Origin of the sequence: Nocardiopsis synnemataformans (assembly GCF_965343085.1) — a bacterium.
GTDB classification, from domain to species: domain Bacteria; phylum Actinomycetota; class Actinomycetes; order Streptosporangiales; family Streptosporangiaceae; genus Nocardiopsis; species Nocardiopsis alborubida.
Window position 1 is genome coordinate 40,738 of the sequence record NZ_CBDRFA010000024.1, and the last position, 14,402, is coordinate 55,139.

A 14,402-nucleotide genomic window follows, 5' to 3' on the forward strand; every position below is an offset into this window, starting at 1 on the left:
GTGTCGAACGACGAGAGGAACCGGACCGTGGACCCGACCGAGAGCACCTATGACTACGTGATCGTGGGGGGCGGCACCGCGGGATCGGTGATCGCCAACCGGCTCACCGAGGACCCCGGCGTCACCGTGTGCCTGGTCGAGGGCGGTCCCGACGACCGCGACCTGGAGCACGTCCTGCGCCTGCGCGACTGGCTGAGCGTCCTGGACGGGGAACTCGACTACGGCTACACCACCGTCGAGCAGCCGCGCGGCAACTCCCACATCCTGCACTCCCGGGCCCGCGTGCTCGGCGGGTGCTCCTCGCACAACACGCTCATCAGCTTCCGGCCGTTCGCCGAGGACCTCGACGACTGGGTCGCGGCGGGCGCCGAGGGCTGGGACAACGCCACCGTGCAGTCCTACGCGGACCGGATCAAGTGCAACATCGTCCCGGTCGCCGAGAAGGACCGCAACACCATGGTCAAGGACTGGGTGGCCTCGGCGGCCGAGGCGGCCCACGTGCCGGTGGTGGAGGACTTCAACGCCCTGACCTCCCACGGGGGCGGCTTCGCGTGCGGGGCGGGCTTCCTGTCCATCGCCTACGACCCCTACACCGGCCACCGCTCCTCGGCCTCGGTGGCCTACCTCCACCCGATCATGGACGTGCGCGACAACCTCACCGTCATGCTGGAGACCTGGGTCGACCGGCTGCTGTTCGACGGCGACCGCGCCACGGGGGTCAGCGCCACGGCCAAGGACGGCACGCGCGCCACCGTCAGCGCCCGCCGCGAGGTGATCCTGTGCGCGGGAGCGGTCGACTCGCCCCGGCTGCTCATGCTCTCGGGGGTCGGCAACGCCGAGGAACTGCGCGAGGCGGGCGTCGAACCCCGTCACGACCTGCCCGGCGTCGGCGAGAACCTGCTCGACCACCCCGAGTCGATCATCATGTGGGAGACCAGCAGGCCGGTCCCGCGGAACACGGTGATGCACTCCGACGCGGGCCTGTTCGTGCAGCGCGACGACTCCGACCCGCGCCCGGACCTGATGTTCCACATCTACCAGGTCCCCTTCGACGACAACACGAAGCGGCTGGGCTACGAGTCCCCGCCCGACGGACGCGCGGTCTGCATGACGCCGAACATCCCCCGCGCGCGCTCGCGCGGCAAGCTCAGCCTCACCAGCGGCGACCCCCGCGAGAAGCCCGCGCTGGACTTCCGGTACTTCACCGACCCGGAGGGCTACGACGAGAGGACGATCGTGGAGGGGCTCAAGATCGCCCGGGAGGTCGCCGCCACCGAGCCGTTCCGGTCCTGGATCGCCCGGGAGGTCGCCCCCGGTCCCGGCGTCCAGAGCGACGAGGAGCTGTCCGAGTACGGCCGCCGCGCCGCCCACACCGTCTACCACCCGGCGGGCACCTGCCGGATGGGCGCCGCCGACGACGACGGCGCCGTGGTCGACCCGCGCCTGCGCGTGCGCGGGCTGCGCGGCCTGCGGGTGGCCGACGCGTCGGTGTTCCCGACGCTGCCGACGCCCAACCCCATGGTCATGGTCCTGGCCCTGGGTGAGCGCGCCGCGGACCTCATCCGCCAGGACGCCCTGGCCGGGGAGGACACCACGGACGGCTGAGCCGACCAGGGTGAGCGGCCGGGACGGGGAAGGACTTCCTGTCCCGGCCGCTTTCCCGTGATTCCGCAAAAGTAGTACCGGCGGTGCTACTCGCTGCCTATCATGGGGGCATGTCTGCTGAGAAGCTCTCCGTGTCCCTTGACTCCGAGACCGTCGCCCGGGCCCGGCGCGCGGCCGACCGGGACGGCGTCCCGCTGTCCAGATGGCTGGACAGGGCGGCGAGGCGGGCGGCGGACCTGGAGGAGGCCCGGATCGCCCTCGAAGAGCACTTCGCCGTGTTCGGTGAGCCCACGGCCGAGGCGGAGGCGGAGGCGCGGTCGGTGATCGAGGCGACCGGCATCGGCCGTCCGGTCCCGGCGGACGACGACCGCGCCAACCAGGCGGCGCTCGCCCACCTTGACCGTTACGGCGAAGCGGGTGACGAATGAGGGTGCTGCGTCCACGGGGACTCGTGCTCGACGCGGGTGCTCTGCGTGAGGCAGAGGCGAACCCCAGGGGAATGGTGTGGTCACTGTGCCGCGAGGAGAACCGGGCCGGACGCCAGCCCCTGGTTCCCACGACTGTGCTGGCCCAGATCTGGCGGGGCGGCGCGCGCCAGGCCGGACTCGCCCACGTGGTGAAGGGCTGCGAGGTGGTCGGGGTCGACGATCCGACGGCCCGCCGGATCGGCAAGCTCCTGGGCGTCTCCGGCACGAGCGACATCGTGGACGCCATGGTGGTCCTGGTCGCCATGGAGACGGGGGCGACGGTCCTCACCTCCGACCCGGTGGGCATCGGCAAGATCGCCGAGGCCGTGAAGGCCCGGATTCCGCTGGTCACCGTGTGACCGACCGGTGCGCCGCCTCACCGAGCACGGACTGCTCGACGCGTTCCGGGACGCGCGCCCCTTCCCCACCCTGCCGGGGGAGACCGGCTCCGACCAGCAGATCGACCACGTCCTGCACACCGGGGACCTGGTGCCGAGCGATCCGGCCAACCCGGACGTGCCCCACTCCGACCACCGGCCGGTGGCCGTCACGCTGACCCCCGTGACCTGACCGTCAGGGAGAGGGGTGCTCGTGCCTGCGGCGCCTGGACACCCAGTACACGTTCACGCAGGCGGCGACGAAGCCCACGCCGAGCAGGACGACCAGCCAGATCTGGTCGGTCCACACGTACGCGGCGATCGCGCCGACCAGCAGTACCAGGGCGCCGAACACGGCCAGCACCGCACGGAAACCCAGGGCGCTCGCCGGACGCTCGTGGCTGCCCAGGGGGCCCTTCAACCTGTCGCGTCGCATGACGTCCGCTCCCTTCCGTCGCCGTACGCTCCCGGTTCCCGCGTGTGCCGCGGCGGGTCCAGGTTCACCTGTTCCTTCCCGGTCCCCTACCCAGCCAGCGGCAACCACGCGGAAAACCTGAAATGACGAGATTCTCGCGAGTGGTCAGTCGAGGACGGCATAGGTGCGTCATATATTGGAAAACGTCTGACAAGGATGTGGCGCGGTCATACGCTGAGGAGCGTGGACACCATGGTGAGCGACCAGAGAATCACGATTCGCGAACTCCAGCGCAATGCTGCCGACGTCTTCGACCGTGCGCGACGCGGAGAGACCTTCACGGTCACCAAGCACGGCGAGGTCGTCGGCCGCGTCTTTCCTCCCGATCCCGCTGAGGAGGCGCTGACACGGGCAGTGGACCGTGGACTTATCGATCCGCGCGATCTCGAGGCACTACCCGCAGCCGGTGAAGCGGTCGACATGCCCAGAGAGGGCTCACCTCCCCACACCCGCTTGGCCACAGACGCCTTGGCGGAACTCCGTGCTGAGGACGGCGACCGGTGATGTTCGTTTACCTGGACACTTGCGCGGCGCTCAAGCTCTTCAAGGAAGAGGTCGAGTCCGACGCACTGGAGACATGGCTGAACGAACACGCCGAAGAACGCCAGATCACCAGCTATCTGGCCCGCACCGAGCTACGGCGTGCTCTGCACGCGGTCGGTGCCCGTCAGGACACCTTGACGCGAGCGGACGCCTGGCTGTCCCGGACCGCTCACCTGCGTATGCCCGCCGAGGTTTTCGACACCGCGGGAGGGCTGGCCCCGGGGACGCGGTTGAGGTCCCTCGACGCCCTGCACGTTTCCTGCGCGCTGGGGCTCGGAGCCGCGCTGACCGCCTTCGTGACCTACGACAAGCGGTTGGCCGAGGCGGCGGAAACAGCGGGTCTACCAGTGGTCGCTCCTTCCCCCTGAAGAGACGAAGGTCGGCTGAGACGACGCGGCGGGGGCGCCCCGAAGGACGCGCCCCCGCCGCGGACAGGCAGTGCTACACCCCGTTCATCAGGGCGGGCAGGGCCGCCTCGTAGGAGGCGCGCAGCTCGGTCAGCGCGACCTCCACGGCGCCGCCGGGGTGCGTGACCGAGAGGATCTCGCCGCCCACGACGCCGATCTGCTCCACCGGCACGCCGTGCTCGTTGGCCAGCGCCACGAACGCCTCCTCCTCGCCCGGCCGCACCGCGACGACCGCGCGGGCGCCGGACTCGCTGAACAGGGCGGTGAACACGTCCCCGTCCACGGTCACCCGCACGCCCCGGCCGCCGCGCATCGCCGACTCGGCCAGCGCGACCGCCAGCCCGCCGTCGGACAGGTCGTGCGCGGCCTCGGCGAGGCCGCGCTCGGCGGAGGCGGCCAGCACCTCGCCCAGGGCGGCCTCGGCGGCCAGGTCCACCCGCGGCGGCAGCCCGCCCAGGTGGCCGTGGACCGTGTCGGCCCACGCCGAGCCGCCGAACTCCGGCCGGGTCTCGCCCAGCAGGAACACCCGGGCGCCGTCGGTGTCGAACGCCGTCCGCAGCCGGGTGCGCACGTCGTCGATCACGCCGAGCACACCGATCACCGGGGTCGGGTTGATCGCCACGTCACCGGTCTGGTTGTAGAAGCTCACGTTTCCGCCGGTCACCGGGGTGCCCAGCTGCTGGCAGGCGTCGGCCAGCCCACGGGTGGACTCGGCGAACTGCCACATCACCCCGGGGTCCTCGGGCGAGCCGAAGTTGAGGCAGTTGGTCACCGCCAGCGGGCGCGCGCCCGTCGCGGCGACGTTGCGGTAGGCCTCGGCGTAGGCCAGCTGCGTACCCGCGTACGGGTCCAGCCGGGTGAAGCGGCCGTTGCCGTCCGTGGACAGGGCCACGCCGCGGTGGGAGTCGTCGGAGACGCGGATCATCCCGGCGTCGTGCGGGGTGGAGACCACCGTGTCGCCGCGCACGTAGCTGTCGTACTGCTGGGTGACCCACGTCGGGTCGCCCACGCCCGGGGCGCCCAGCACGCGCAGCACCTGCTCGCGCATCTCGGCGTCGCCGGAGGGCCGGGCCAGCTTCCCGGCGTCGTCGGCCTGGAGCGCGTCCTGCGAGGCCGGGCGCGCGTACGGGCGCTGGTAGACGGGGCCCTCGTCGGAGGCGGTCCGCGGCGGCATGTCCACCACGGTCTCGCCGTGCCAGGTCATCACCAGGCGGCCGCCGCGCTCGGCCTCCTCGGGGGTCACGTCGGTGACCTCGCCGATCTCGGTGGCCAGGATCTGCCACTTGTCGCAGATGGCCAGGAACTCGTCCAGCTTCGCGGGCTCGACGATCGCCATCATGCGCTCCTGCGACTCGCTCATGAGGATCTCCTCGGGAGTGAGCCGGTGGTCGCGCAGCGGAACCCGGTCCAGCTGGACGCGCATGCCGCCGGTGCCGCCCGCGGCGAGCTCGGTGGTGGCGCAGGACACGCCCGCCGCCCCCAGGTCCTGGATGCCGACGACCAGGTCCTTCTCGAACAGCTCCAGGCTGCACTCGATGAGCAGCTTCTCCATGAACGGGTCGCCGACCTGCACGCTGGGCCGCTTGGCGTGCGACTCGTCGTCGAAGGTGGCGCTGGCCAGCACCGAGGCGCCGCCGATCCCGTCGGGGCCGGTGGTGGAGCCGAACAGCACCACCTTGTTGCCCGGGCCGGGCGCCTGCGCCAGCTTGATGTCCTCGTGTCGCATCACGCCGATGCACAGGGCGTTGACCAGCGGGTTGCCGATGTACCCGGGGCCGAAGCCGATCTCGCCGCCGATGTTGGGCAGGCCCAGGCAGTTGCCGTAGAAGGAGATGCCCGACACCACACCGGGCAGCACCCGCTTGGTGTCGTCGGCGTCGGCCGGGCCGAACCGCAGCGCGTCCATCACCGCGACGGGACGGGCGCCCATGGTGAGGATGTCGCGCACGATGCCGCCCACGCCGGTGGCCGCGCCCTGGTGCGGCTCCACGTAGGAGGGGTGGTTGTGCGACTCGATCTTGAACGTGACCGCGCGGCCGTCGCCGACGTCCACCACGCCCGCGTTCTCACCCATGCCGACGAGCAGGGCGTCGTTCTCGGGCGCCTTCTCCCCGAACTGGCGCAGGTGCACCTTGGACGACTTGTAGGAGCAGTGCTCGCTCCACATGACCGAGTAGATGGCCAGCTCGGCGGAGGTGGGGCGGCGGCCCAGGATCTCGCGTACCCGCTCGTACTCGTCCTTGGCCATGCCCAGTTCGGCGTACGGCTGGGGTGTGTCGGGGTTGTCGTGCGCCACGGCGACGGTGTCGAGACCAGGTGCTTCAGACATGCGTGGTTCCGTTCGGGATGTGCGGGTGGAAGCCGGGCCGTGGCGTCCGACCAACGGCGCGGAAGGTCGGGTCAGGGCGTTTCGGGCCCGCTCGCGTCGCCGAGCATCAGCGTCGCCGGGGACTCGGGTTCGTCGTGGGCGGAGGTGTCGGCCAGTATGTGGTCGCCGTCACTGAGGAAGATCTGCTCCTCGGGCGCTCCCTGGGGCTCCTGCTCCTCCCAGCCCTGGCCGAGGAGGTGGGTGACCACCGTGTCGACGGTCTCGCGCGAGTCCTCGGTCAGTTCCCCGTCCTCGGTCACGACCATCACCAGCCGGACGCACTCGGCACCCTCGCAGTAGACGTCGGCCTCCGGGTCGGAGACGTAGGTCAGACCGGAGGGCGCCTGGCCGAGCACGTCCACGTCCGGCGGAGGATTCTGGGACGGGGCGCCGTCCTGGCCCCCGTCCGGCTGACCCTGGGGAGGGGGCGAGGCGACGGGTGCCGAGCCGATGGCATTGAACAGGCCGATGCCCGCGGACACCACCAGTCCGACGACGACCAGCCCGACGAGGACGAACATCGTCCTTCTGGAGCGCAGCAGCCCCATCATCGGCCAACCCTCCAGTTCGGGATACGGCTCAGGCGTTCACCGGCGAACCGGCGGCCAGGTGGGCGAGGATCGAGGAGAAGAAGCCCAGGCCCTCGTCGGAGGGGCCGGTGAGCGGTTCGACGGCGTGCTCGGGGTGCGGCATGAGGCCGACGACGTTCCCGTGCTCGTTGGTGATCCCGGCGATGTCGCGGCGGGAGCCGTTGGGGTTGCCGCCGACGTAGCGGACCACCACGCGGTCGGTGGCCTCCAGCTCGTCCAGGGTGTGCTCGTCGGCGACGTAGCTGCCCTCACCGCTCTTGAGCACCACCAGGACCTCCTGGCCCTCGGTGTAGGCGCCGGTCCACGCGGTGCCGGTGTTCTCCACGCGCAGCACCTGGTCGCGGTTGACGAACCGCAGCGAGGAGTTGCGGGTCAGGGCGCCGGGGAGCAGGTGGCTCTCGCACAGGATCTGGAAGCCGTTGCAGATGCCCAGAACCGGCAGCGCGCCCGAGCGGGCGGCCGGGACCAGCTCCGACATCAGGGGGGCGAACCGGGCGATGGCGCCGCAGCGCAGGTAGTCGCCGTAGGAGAAGCCGCCGGGCAGGACCACGGCGTCGACGCCCCTGAGGTCGGCGTCCGCGTGCCAGAGCGAGACGGGTTCGGCACCCGCCAGCGCGACCGCGCGCGCGGCGTCCTTGTCGTCGAGGGAGCCGGGGAAGGTGACGACGCCCACACGGGCTGTCATGAGCACACTCCGAGAGATCGGGTCGAGTCCGTCCCCGCGTGCACGGGGAGCGTACGGCGAGGAGACGCCGTTGCCTGGCCCCGTCGCTGGGGACGGTGCGTCCGCACTTCGCAGCGTACCCGCTCACCTGTGGTCGGGTACGACAGCGGATCCCCTCGGAGGCCCTCCGCTTGGAGGATGCTCCAAGCTCCCGCGGTCACGCACCGCGTCCCGGTGTGGCATTCCACAGGCAAAGCCGACGGCGCGGGGAGGCCCCTGTGGTGTGCGTCACGGGGCCGGGGGACACGCGGCTCGGCCGACTCACATCAGGGCGTAGCGCTGGGCCGGCACCCGCTCGGCGGCGTCTGCCTCCGGCGGTCCGTCGCACGCCGTGAGCCGCTTGCGCAGCAGGACCGTCGTCCTTGGCTCCCCCTCGAAGGCGACCTCGTCCATGAGGTAGCGCATCAACAGAATGCCCCTGCCCGATTCCGCTTCCAGACCGGGGAGGGGCGTGTGGTCGGTGGTGAACCGCTCGGCGAGCGCCACGGGATCGGGCGCTCTCCCGGTATGGGATATCCGCAGTTCACACCATCGCCCGCCCATCTCCGCCTCGACCCTGTAGTCGCGGGCGGGCCCGCCGTGGTCGATCGCGTTGGCACAGGCCTCGGAGACGGCCAGGAGGATGTCGTCGACGCAGTCCCCGCACACCCCCGCGCGAACGAGGAGAGTGCCCAGGACATCGCGAGCGACGGCGACCGTGTACGCCTGCCTAGGGAGGGAGATCGAGAAATCGGCGTCCATTCGTACACCTCTCGTACTCCGTTGTCGTGTTCATCCCGGCATGTTAGGAACCTTCCCCGAGGGTGGACGGAGTAAAACGAACAGCCGTGTCCCCGGCGGGGACACGGCTGGTTTTCTCCGGCACTTCGGGCACGTCGGACACCGTGCGGGCGAATTCTCACGGATTTCCCGCGGGTTGCACGCGATGGCGGACTTCGGGGGGCGGCGCGGCACGAGGGGTGCCCCGGATCACACGCGCGGGGTCAGTCCTCCACGCGCACGCTGTACTCCTCGATGACGGTGTTGGCGAGGAGGGTCTCGGCCAGGCGGCGGACGTCGGCGAGCTTGGCCTCGTCCACCGCGCCCTCCACCTCGACCTCGAAGCGCTTGCCCTGGCGGACCTGCTCGATCCCCTCGAAGCCCAGCCGGGAGCAGGCCCCGGCGATGGCCTGGCCCTGGGGGTCCAGGATCTCGGGCTTGAGCATGACGTCAACAACGACGCGGGCCACAGGGTCCTCCACAAGGAAAAGGGGTGTGCCGCACGTGCCTGCGGCGGGCGGGCCGCCTCCCCGGACCGGCGGGGAGAGGGACGACGCAAGCGTACGGCACGCGCAAACGGGTAGGCATCCTGACCAGGAGGCGCGCCGGGCCTTTACCTCACGTTGAACAGTACGGGTGACCGTTTCGGGGGCCCCGTGACTCGTATCACGTGGATTGATGTCATCATTGGAGGCGTGCGGCGGCGTCTTACACAGTGGAAGTGACCGTCCGGTCGTCCTGAGGGGGAATCTTGACGACTATCGAAATGGACCAGGCCTCCACGACCGGTGGGACCCGCGACGGGGAGCAGACGCTGGACTTCGCCACCGCGGTGACACCGTTCGCCGAGCAGCTCTACCCCACGGCCCTGCGGATGACCCGCAACCCCGCCGACGCGGAAGACCTCGTTCAGGAGACCTTCGCCAAGGCCTTCGCGAATTTCCACCAGTTCCGTGCGGGTACGAACCTGCGAGCCTGGCTCTACCGAATCCTGACCAACACCTTCATCAACAGCTACCGCAAGAAGCAGCGCGAACCGCGCCAGGAGACCACCGACGAGATCAAGGACTGGCAGCTCGCCGCCGCCGAGGCGCACACGTCGTCCGGCATGAGGTCGGCCGAGAACGAGGTCCTGGACCACCTGCCCGACTCCGACATCAAGCAGGCGCTCGCCCGCCTGCCCGAGGAGTTCCAGGAGGTCATCTACCTCGTCGACATCGAGGGCTACGCCTACAAGGAGGTGGCCGAGCGCATGGGGACGCCCCTGGGGACGGTGATGTCCCGACTGCACCGCGCCCGCCGCCAGCTCCGCGAGATGCTCGCCGACTACGCCCGCGACCGCGGGGTACGCGTTCCCAGCGCCGGATAGGGACCCCCGCCGACGGGCCGGAACCCCGTCGTGCGCGCCCGTGTCCAGGACCGCCCCCGTGGCCCGGTCCGGGCCGCGCCGCCCCTGTCCCCGAAATCGTCCGACGACCGGAGGAATCCCGCCCGCCGGGGCCGGTTCCTCCCATCCGCTCCCCACACGACCAGCCCTCGCACTTCCGACACGCCGGGACGGCCCCGTTCGACGGGGCCGTCCCGGCGTTGTGCGCCCGTCGCCGCCCGGCGTCCACACCGCTGTGGTGGAGCCTTGCCAATGCTAGGAAGCCCTGCTAATCGCCCTGGTGGGGGATCGGGGATCATGGGGCGCGCAGCTGAAAAGGTGGCGCTGAGGGCTTGCGCTCTCCATGGTGAGGTCTGTCACGATATGGAGAGGGCTGTCCGACTCCCGCCCACCACCCCGGGTGGGACGAGGACCGTGATTCGGCCGATCAGCGTTCACCCACGCGAATTCGGCCCCGAGAACCCGAGGGAGCAACGTGTCGGACACGACCGTGCACGAGGAACCGGAGCTGATCCAGCTCCTGACACCGGAAGGGGAGTTGACGGGGCACCCCGACTACCCCCTGGACATCAGCGCGGAGGAGATCCGCGCCCTGTACCGCGACCTGGTCCTGGTGCGCCGGGTCGACAGCGAGGCGGTCTCCCTCCAGCGCCAGGGCGAGCTGGGCCTGTGGGCCTCGCTGCTGGGCCAGGAGGCCGCGCAGATCGGCTCCGCACGCGCGCTGCGCGCGAACGACATGGCGTTCCCCTCCTATCGCGAGCACGGCGTCGCCTGGTGCCGGGGCATCGAGCCCCGGGAGCTGCTCGGCATGTTCCGCGGCGTCACCAACGGAGGCTGGGACCCCCACGAGCACGGCTTCCACCTGTACACGATCGTCATCGGCAGCCAGGCACTGCACGCCACCGGCTACGCCATGGGCGTCCAGCGCGACGGCGCCGTCGGCGAGGACGGCACCGCCGTCATCTCCTACTTCGGCGACGGGGCCACCAGCCAGGGCGACACCAACGAGGCGTTCAACTTCGCCTCGGTCAACAACGCCCCGGTGGTCTTCTTCTGCCAGAACAACCAGTGGGCGATCTCCGAGCCGCTGGAGCGCCAGGCCCGCGTGCCCATCTACCGGCGCGCCGCCGGGTTCGGCTTCCCCGGCCTGCGCGTGGACGGCAACGACGTCCTGGCCTGCCTGGCCGTGACCCGCGCCGCCCTGACCAACGCCCGCGAGGGCAACGGCCCCACGCTCGTGGAGGCGTTCACCTACCGGATGGGCGCCCACACCACCAACGACGACCCCACCCGCTACCGCGCGTCGGCCGAGCTCGACGAGTGGAAGGCCAAGGACCCGATCCTGCGGGTCCGCCGCTACCTGGAGCGGGGCGGCCACGCCGACGAGGGGTTCTTCGCGTCCGTGGACGCCGAGGCGGACCGGCTGGGCGAGCAGGTGCGCACCGAGTGCCGCTCCCTGCCCGACCCCGAGCCCCTCGACATCTTCCACGAGGTCTACGCCGAGCCCAACGTCCACATCGATCACCAGCGGTCCGAGTTCGCCGACTACCTGGCCTCCTTCGAGGGCGCGGGCGCGGAAGGGGGCCGCTAGGCCATGGGAACCAACCTCACCATCGGCAAGGCCATCAACGCCGGCCTGCGCGCCGCCATGGAGCACGACCCCAAGGTCCTCGTCATGGGCGAGGACGTCGGCAGGCTCGGCGGCGTCTTCCGGGTCACCGACGGCCTGCACAAGGACTTCGGCGCCGACCGGGTCATCGACACCCCCCTCGCCGAGTCCGGCATCGTCGGCACCGCGATCGGCATGGCCATGCGCGGCTACCGCCCCGTGGTGGAGATCCAGTTCGACGGCTTCTTCTTCCCGGCCGCGAACCAGACCTTCACCCAGCTGGCCAAGATGCGGCGCCGCTCGGCGGGCAAGCTCAGCATGCCCGTGGTCATGCGCATCCCCTACGGCGGCGGCATCGGCGCGGTCGAGCACCACAGCGAGTCCCCGGAGGCCTACTTCACCCACACCGCCGGGCTGCGCGTGGTGTCGGTCGCCAACCCCGAGGACGCCTACTGGATGATCCAGCAGGCGGTGCGCTCCGACGACCCGGTGATCTTCCTGGAGCCCAAGCGGCGCTACTACGAGAAGGCCGAGGTCGACACCGACGCGCCCATCGCCGAGGCCGCCCCCATGGGCGCCGCGCGCGTGATCCGCCCCGGCACGGACGTGACCCTCCTGGCGTACGGGCCCATGGTCAAGACGGCCCTCCAGGCCGCCGAGGCCGACACCGACCACTCCGTGGAGGTCGTCGACCTGCGTTCGCTGTCCCCCGTGGACTACCCGGCCCTCTTCGCCTCGGTGAAGAGGACGGGGCGCCTGGTCGTCGCCCACGAGGCCCCCCTCTCCGGCGGCCCCGGCGCGGAGATCGCCGCCCGGGTCACCGAGGAGTGCTTCTACCACCTGGAGTCGCCGGTCATCCGCGTGGCCGCGTTCGACACCCCCTACCCGCAGTCCCGGCTGGAGGAGCACTACCTGCCGGACCTGGACCGGGTTCTGGACGGGGTCGACCGGGCTTTCGCGTACTAGGGATCGGGGAAACCGAAGGACATGGCGATTTCCAAGAACGAACCCGCCGTCGGCGGAGTGCAGTCGTTCAGACTGCCCGACGTCGGAGAGGGCCTGGTCGAGGCCGAACTCCTCACCTGGTACGTCAAGCCGGGTGACGAGGTCGAGGTCAACCAGATGATCTGCGAGATCGAGACCGCCAAGGCGGTCGTCGAGCTTCCCAGCCCGTTCGCGGGGACCGTGCGCGAGCTGCTGGCCGAGGAGGGCCAGACCGTGGAGGTCGGCGCGGTGATCATCACCGTGGACGACGGCTCCGGCGGCTCCGCGGGGGAGGCCGCCGCGGAGACCGGCTCCGAGGAACGGGAGAAGCCGCTGGTCGGCTACGGCGAGAAGGCGGCCTCCACCCAGCGCCGCCCGCGCCGCCGCCCGGGCCCCTCGGCGCCGGTGTCGCCGCCCGTGCCGCGGATCAGCGAGCCCGCGCCCGCGAACACGCCCGCGGTGCGGGAGACGCGGGCGGCTCCGGCTCCGGCCCCGGCACAGGCGGCTCCGGCTCAGGCGCCGGGCCGCCCGCTCGCCAAGCCGCCGGTGCGCAAGCTGGCCAGGGACCTCGGCGTGGACCTGGCGTCGGTCATCCCCACGGGGGAGAACGGCGTCGTCACCCGCGAGGACGTCCGGGCCGCGGTCGGCCAGGCTCCGGAGGACCCGCAGCAGGCCGCGGCGGCCGCGGATACCGCTCCCGTGGCCCCCGTGGCCCCTACGGACCGCACCGCGCGCGAGCGGCGCGTGCCCGTCAAGGGCGTGCGCAAGCACACGGCGGCGGCGATGGTCGGCAGCGCGTTCACCGCTCCGCACGTCACCGAGTTCCTCCAGGTGGACGTCACCAGGACGATGAAGGCGGTCGCGCGCCTGCGCGAGCGGCCCGACTTCGCCGACGTGCGGGTGTCCCCGCTGCTGCTGGTCGCCAAGGCCCTGCTCATGGCGGTCCGGCGGCACCCGGAGGTCAACGCCTCCTGGGACGAGGAGAACCAGGAGATCGTGGTCAAGAACTACGTGAACCTGGGGATCGCGGCGGCCACCGAGCGCGGCCTGGTGGTGCCCAACGTCAAGGACGCCGACGCCATGACCCTGCCGGAGCTCGCGGCGGGGCTGAAGCGGCTGACCGAGACCGCCCGTGCGGGCAAGACCAGTCCGGCGGACATGTCCGGCGGCACCATCACCATCACCAACGTCGGCGTGTTCGGCGTGGACGCGGGCACCCCGATCCTCAACCCGGGAGAGGCGGCCATCCTCGCCTTCGGGCAGATCCGGGACATGCCCTGGGTACACAAGGGCAAGCTCAGGATCCGCAAGGTGACGACCCTGTCGCTGTCCTTCGACCACCGGCTGGTCGACGGGGAGCTGGGGTCCAGGGTGCTGCGCGACATCGGCACGGCGCTGGAGGACCCGGAGCTGACCGCCCTGGCCTGGGGCTAGGGGCTTTCGGAGGACGAGAGCGGGAGTCGGTCAGGGGCCGGTGCGCGTGTGTCGCACCGGCCCCTTTCCCGTGGGAGGAGCCCGCCTCGGGGCGCGCGGTTTCGGGCTCAGCGCGGTCCCGGAGGGACCGGGGCGGTCACGGGCGGCCGTCCCCGCAGTCGACGTAGTCGGCGATGCTGGCCGTGTACTCCTCGTGGGAGTCGAGGGTGTCCCAGAACTCCTCCATGTAGGCGTCCCTGATCTCCTTGCCACCGACGGGTTCACCGCACCAGGTGACCTCCTCGAAGTTGGTGGCGTCGAACAGGGAGCTGTCCACCGCTGTGAGGCCGCTGACCTCTTCGGTCCGCCATTCGTCCTTGTCGAACTCGACGGAGTACCCGTCCTCGGTCTCCTGGAGGATTCGGGACTCGAAGAGCGCGTTCTGGCTGCCGGTGATGCTCGCGACGTCGTCTGCCGGTTCGTTCTCGGTGATCATGCGGTCGAGGATGTGCAACATGACCTCCCGCTGGACCCAGGATCGGGAGACGTAGCCCGGCGGCAACCCTCCCCCTTCGGGCTCGGGCTCGGGCGTGGAGCACGCGGTCAGGGCCACGCACACGGACAGGGCGGCCGCCAGCAGTGCGGGTGCACGCTCCTCACGATGGGTCAACGTTTCCTCCCGGGAGGGTTCTGA

Annotated in this window: 17 protein-coding genes; 10 read left to right on the top strand and 7 right to left on the bottom strand. The window is 71.0% G+C overall.

What is annotated here, in order from left to right; genetic code table 11:
- Nucleotides 1-27 precede the first annotated feature (27 nt).
- The 4 genes from ACSIH6_RS15875 (at nt 28) to ACSIH6_RS15890 (ending at nt 2,642) form a co-directional block, all read left to right on the top strand.
- Nucleotides 28-1,605: a GMC family oxidoreductase gene (locus ACSIH6_RS15875; protein WP_435109070.1), complete on the top strand. Its 1,578-nt coding sequence runs from the start codon at nt 28-30 to the stop codon at nt 1,603-1,605.
- Between the two features lie 110 nt (nt 1,606-1,715).
- Nucleotides 1,716-2,033 (top strand): hypothetical protein, encoded by a 318-nt coding sequence (locus ACSIH6_RS15880; protein WP_435109071.1) that lies wholly within the window; start codon nt 1,716-1,718, stop codon nt 2,031-2,033.
- Entirely contained in the window at nt 2,030-2,431 is a 402-nt protein-coding gene (locus tag ACSIH6_RS15885; protein ID WP_435109072.1) for a PIN domain-containing protein, read from the top strand. Before ACSIH6_RS15880 ends, ACSIH6_RS15885 begins: the two co-directional genes overlap by 4 nt.
- Before the next feature lie 7 nt (nt 2,432-2,438).
- A complete protein-coding gene (locus tag ACSIH6_RS15890; RefSeq protein ID WP_435109073.1) occupies nt 2,439-2,642 on the top strand; it encodes a hypothetical protein in 204 nt (67 codons plus the stop codon).
- Nucleotides 2,643-2,645: 3 nt separating this feature from the next.
- On the opposite strand, the gene ACSIH6_RS15895 is transcribed toward ACSIH6_RS15890, so the two are convergent.
- Entirely contained in the window at nt 2,646-2,885 is a 240-nt protein-coding gene (locus ACSIH6_RS15895; RefSeq protein ID WP_435109074.1) for a hypothetical protein, read from the bottom strand.
- A 231-nt stretch (nt 2,886-3,116) separates the two neighbouring features.
- Between ACSIH6_RS15895 and ACSIH6_RS15900 the strand changes: the two genes are divergently transcribed.
- Nucleotides 3,117-3,428 (top strand): type II toxin-antitoxin system Phd/YefM family antitoxin, encoded by a 312-nt coding sequence (locus ACSIH6_RS15900; protein WP_435109114.1) that lies wholly within the window; start codon nt 3,117-3,119, stop codon nt 3,426-3,428.
- Entirely contained in the window at nt 3,428-3,835 is a 408-nt protein-coding gene (locus ACSIH6_RS15905) for a type II toxin-antitoxin system VapC family toxin (protein WP_435109075.1), read from the top strand. Before ACSIH6_RS15900 ends, ACSIH6_RS15905 begins: the two co-directional genes overlap by 1 nt.
- A gap of 73 nt (nt 3,836-3,908) precedes the next feature.
- Here ACSIH6_RS15905 and purL read toward each other — a convergent pair whose 3' ends face one another.
- From purL to purS, 5 genes are all read right to left on the bottom strand, one after another.
- Nucleotides 3,909-6,203, bottom strand: a complete 2,295-nt coding sequence (purL, locus tag ACSIH6_RS15910) for a phosphoribosylformylglycinamidine synthase subunit PurL (RefSeq protein WP_435109076.1) — start codon at nt 6,201-6,203, stop codon at nt 3,909-3,911.
- A 71-nt stretch (nt 6,204-6,274) separates the two neighbouring features.
- Nucleotides 6,275-6,793: a hypothetical protein gene (locus tag ACSIH6_RS15915; RefSeq protein ID WP_435109077.1), complete on the bottom strand. Its 519-nt coding sequence runs from the start codon at nt 6,791-6,793 to the stop codon at nt 6,275-6,277.
- A gap of 28 nt (nt 6,794-6,821) precedes the next feature.
- Nucleotides 6,822-7,517 (bottom strand): phosphoribosylformylglycinamidine synthase subunit PurQ, encoded by a 696-nt coding sequence (gene purQ / locus ACSIH6_RS15920; RefSeq protein ID WP_435109078.1) that lies wholly within the window; start codon nt 7,515-7,517, stop codon nt 6,822-6,824.
- 300 nt (nt 7,518-7,817) lie between these two features.
- The gene (locus ACSIH6_RS15925; protein ID WP_435109079.1) at nt 7,818-8,297 is read right to left on the bottom strand and encodes an ATP-binding protein; all 480 of its coding nucleotides are present in this window, start codon (nt 8,295-8,297) and stop codon (nt 7,818-7,820) included.
- Between the two features lie 242 nt (nt 8,298-8,539).
- Nucleotides 8,540-8,785 carry a phosphoribosylformylglycinamidine synthase subunit PurS gene (purS, locus tag ACSIH6_RS15930; protein WP_013156400.1) on the bottom strand — a complete coding sequence of 82 codons (246 nt, stop codon included), beginning with the start codon at nt 8,783-8,785 and terminating at the stop codon, nt 8,540-8,542.
- Nucleotides 8,786-9,066: 281 nt separating this feature from the next.
- On the opposite strand from purS, the gene ACSIH6_RS15935 reads away from it, so the two are divergent.
- The 4 genes from ACSIH6_RS15935 to ACSIH6_RS15950 all read left to right on the top strand — a co-directional run bounded on the left by ACSIH6_RS15935 (nt 9,067) and on the right by ACSIH6_RS15950 (nt 13,729).
- The gene (locus tag ACSIH6_RS15935) at nt 9,067-9,684 is read left to right on the top strand and encodes a sigma-70 family RNA polymerase sigma factor (protein WP_435109080.1); all 618 of its coding nucleotides are present in this window, start codon (nt 9,067-9,069) and stop codon (nt 9,682-9,684) included.
- 493 nt (nt 9,685-10,177) lie between these two features.
- Nucleotides 10,178-11,293 carry a pyruvate dehydrogenase (acetyl-transferring) E1 component subunit alpha gene (pdhA, locus tag ACSIH6_RS15940; protein ID WP_435109081.1) on the top strand — a complete coding sequence of 372 codons (1,116 nt, stop codon included), beginning with the start codon at nt 10,178-10,180 and terminating at the stop codon, nt 11,291-11,293.
- 3 nt (nt 11,294-11,296) lie between these two features.
- Nucleotides 11,297-12,277 carry an alpha-ketoacid dehydrogenase subunit beta gene (locus ACSIH6_RS15945; RefSeq protein ID WP_435109082.1) on the top strand — a complete coding sequence of 327 codons (981 nt, stop codon included), beginning with the start codon at nt 11,297-11,299 and terminating at the stop codon, nt 12,275-12,277.
- 21 nt (nt 12,278-12,298) lie between these two features.
- Nucleotides 12,299-13,729: a dihydrolipoamide acetyltransferase family protein gene (locus ACSIH6_RS15950; protein ID WP_435109083.1), complete on the top strand. Its 1,431-nt coding sequence runs from the start codon at nt 12,299-12,301 to the stop codon at nt 13,727-13,729.
- Between the two features lie 136 nt (nt 13,730-13,865).
- On the opposite strand, the gene ACSIH6_RS15955 is transcribed toward ACSIH6_RS15950, so the two are convergent.
- Nucleotides 13,866-14,378, bottom strand: a complete 513-nt coding sequence (locus tag ACSIH6_RS15955) for a hypothetical protein (protein ID WP_435109084.1) — start codon at nt 14,376-14,378, stop codon at nt 13,866-13,868.
- Between the last annotated feature and the right edge of the window lie 24 nt (nt 14,379-14,402).

Excerpts from the sequence above, each read along its gene's own strand:
- ACSIH6_RS15880 (WP_435109071.1), top strand. The coding sequence starts at position 1,716 with ATGTCTGCTGAGAAGCTCTCCGTGTCCCTTGACTCCGAGACCGTCGCC.
- ACSIH6_RS15885 (WP_435109072.1), top strand. The coding sequence starts at position 2,030 with ATGAGGGTGCTGCGTCCACGGGGACTCGTGCTCGACGCGGGTGCTCTG.
- ACSIH6_RS15895 (WP_435109074.1), bottom strand. The coding sequence starts at position 2,885 with ATGCGACGCGACAGGTTGAAGGGCCCCCTGGGCAGCCACGAGCGTCCG.
- ACSIH6_RS15900 (WP_435109114.1), top strand. The coding sequence starts at position 3,117 with ATGGTGAGCGACCAGAGAATCACGATTCGCGAACTCCAGCGCAATGCT.
- ACSIH6_RS15905 (WP_435109075.1), top strand. The coding sequence starts at position 3,428 with ATGTTCGTTTACCTGGACACTTGCGCGGCGCTCAAGCTCTTCAAGGAA.
- purL (WP_435109076.1), bottom strand. The coding sequence starts at position 6,203 with ATGTCTGAAGCACCTGGTCTCGACACCGTCGCCGTGGCGCACGACAAC.
- ACSIH6_RS15915 (WP_435109077.1), bottom strand. The coding sequence starts at position 6,793 with ATGATGGGGCTGCTGCGCTCCAGAAGGACGATGTTCGTCCTCGTCGGG.
- purQ (WP_435109078.1), bottom strand. The coding sequence starts at position 7,517 with ATGACAGCCCGTGTGGGCGTCGTCACCTTCCCCGGCTCCCTCGACGAC.
- ACSIH6_RS15925 (WP_435109079.1), bottom strand. The coding sequence starts at position 8,297 with ATGGACGCCGATTTCTCGATCTCCCTCCCTAGGCAGGCGTACACGGTC.
- ACSIH6_RS15945 (WP_435109082.1), top strand. The coding sequence starts at position 11,297 with ATGGGAACCAACCTCACCATCGGCAAGGCCATCAACGCCGGCCTGCGC.
- ACSIH6_RS15950 (WP_435109083.1), top strand. The coding sequence starts at position 12,299 with ATGGCGATTTCCAAGAACGAACCCGCCGTCGGCGGAGTGCAGTCGTTC.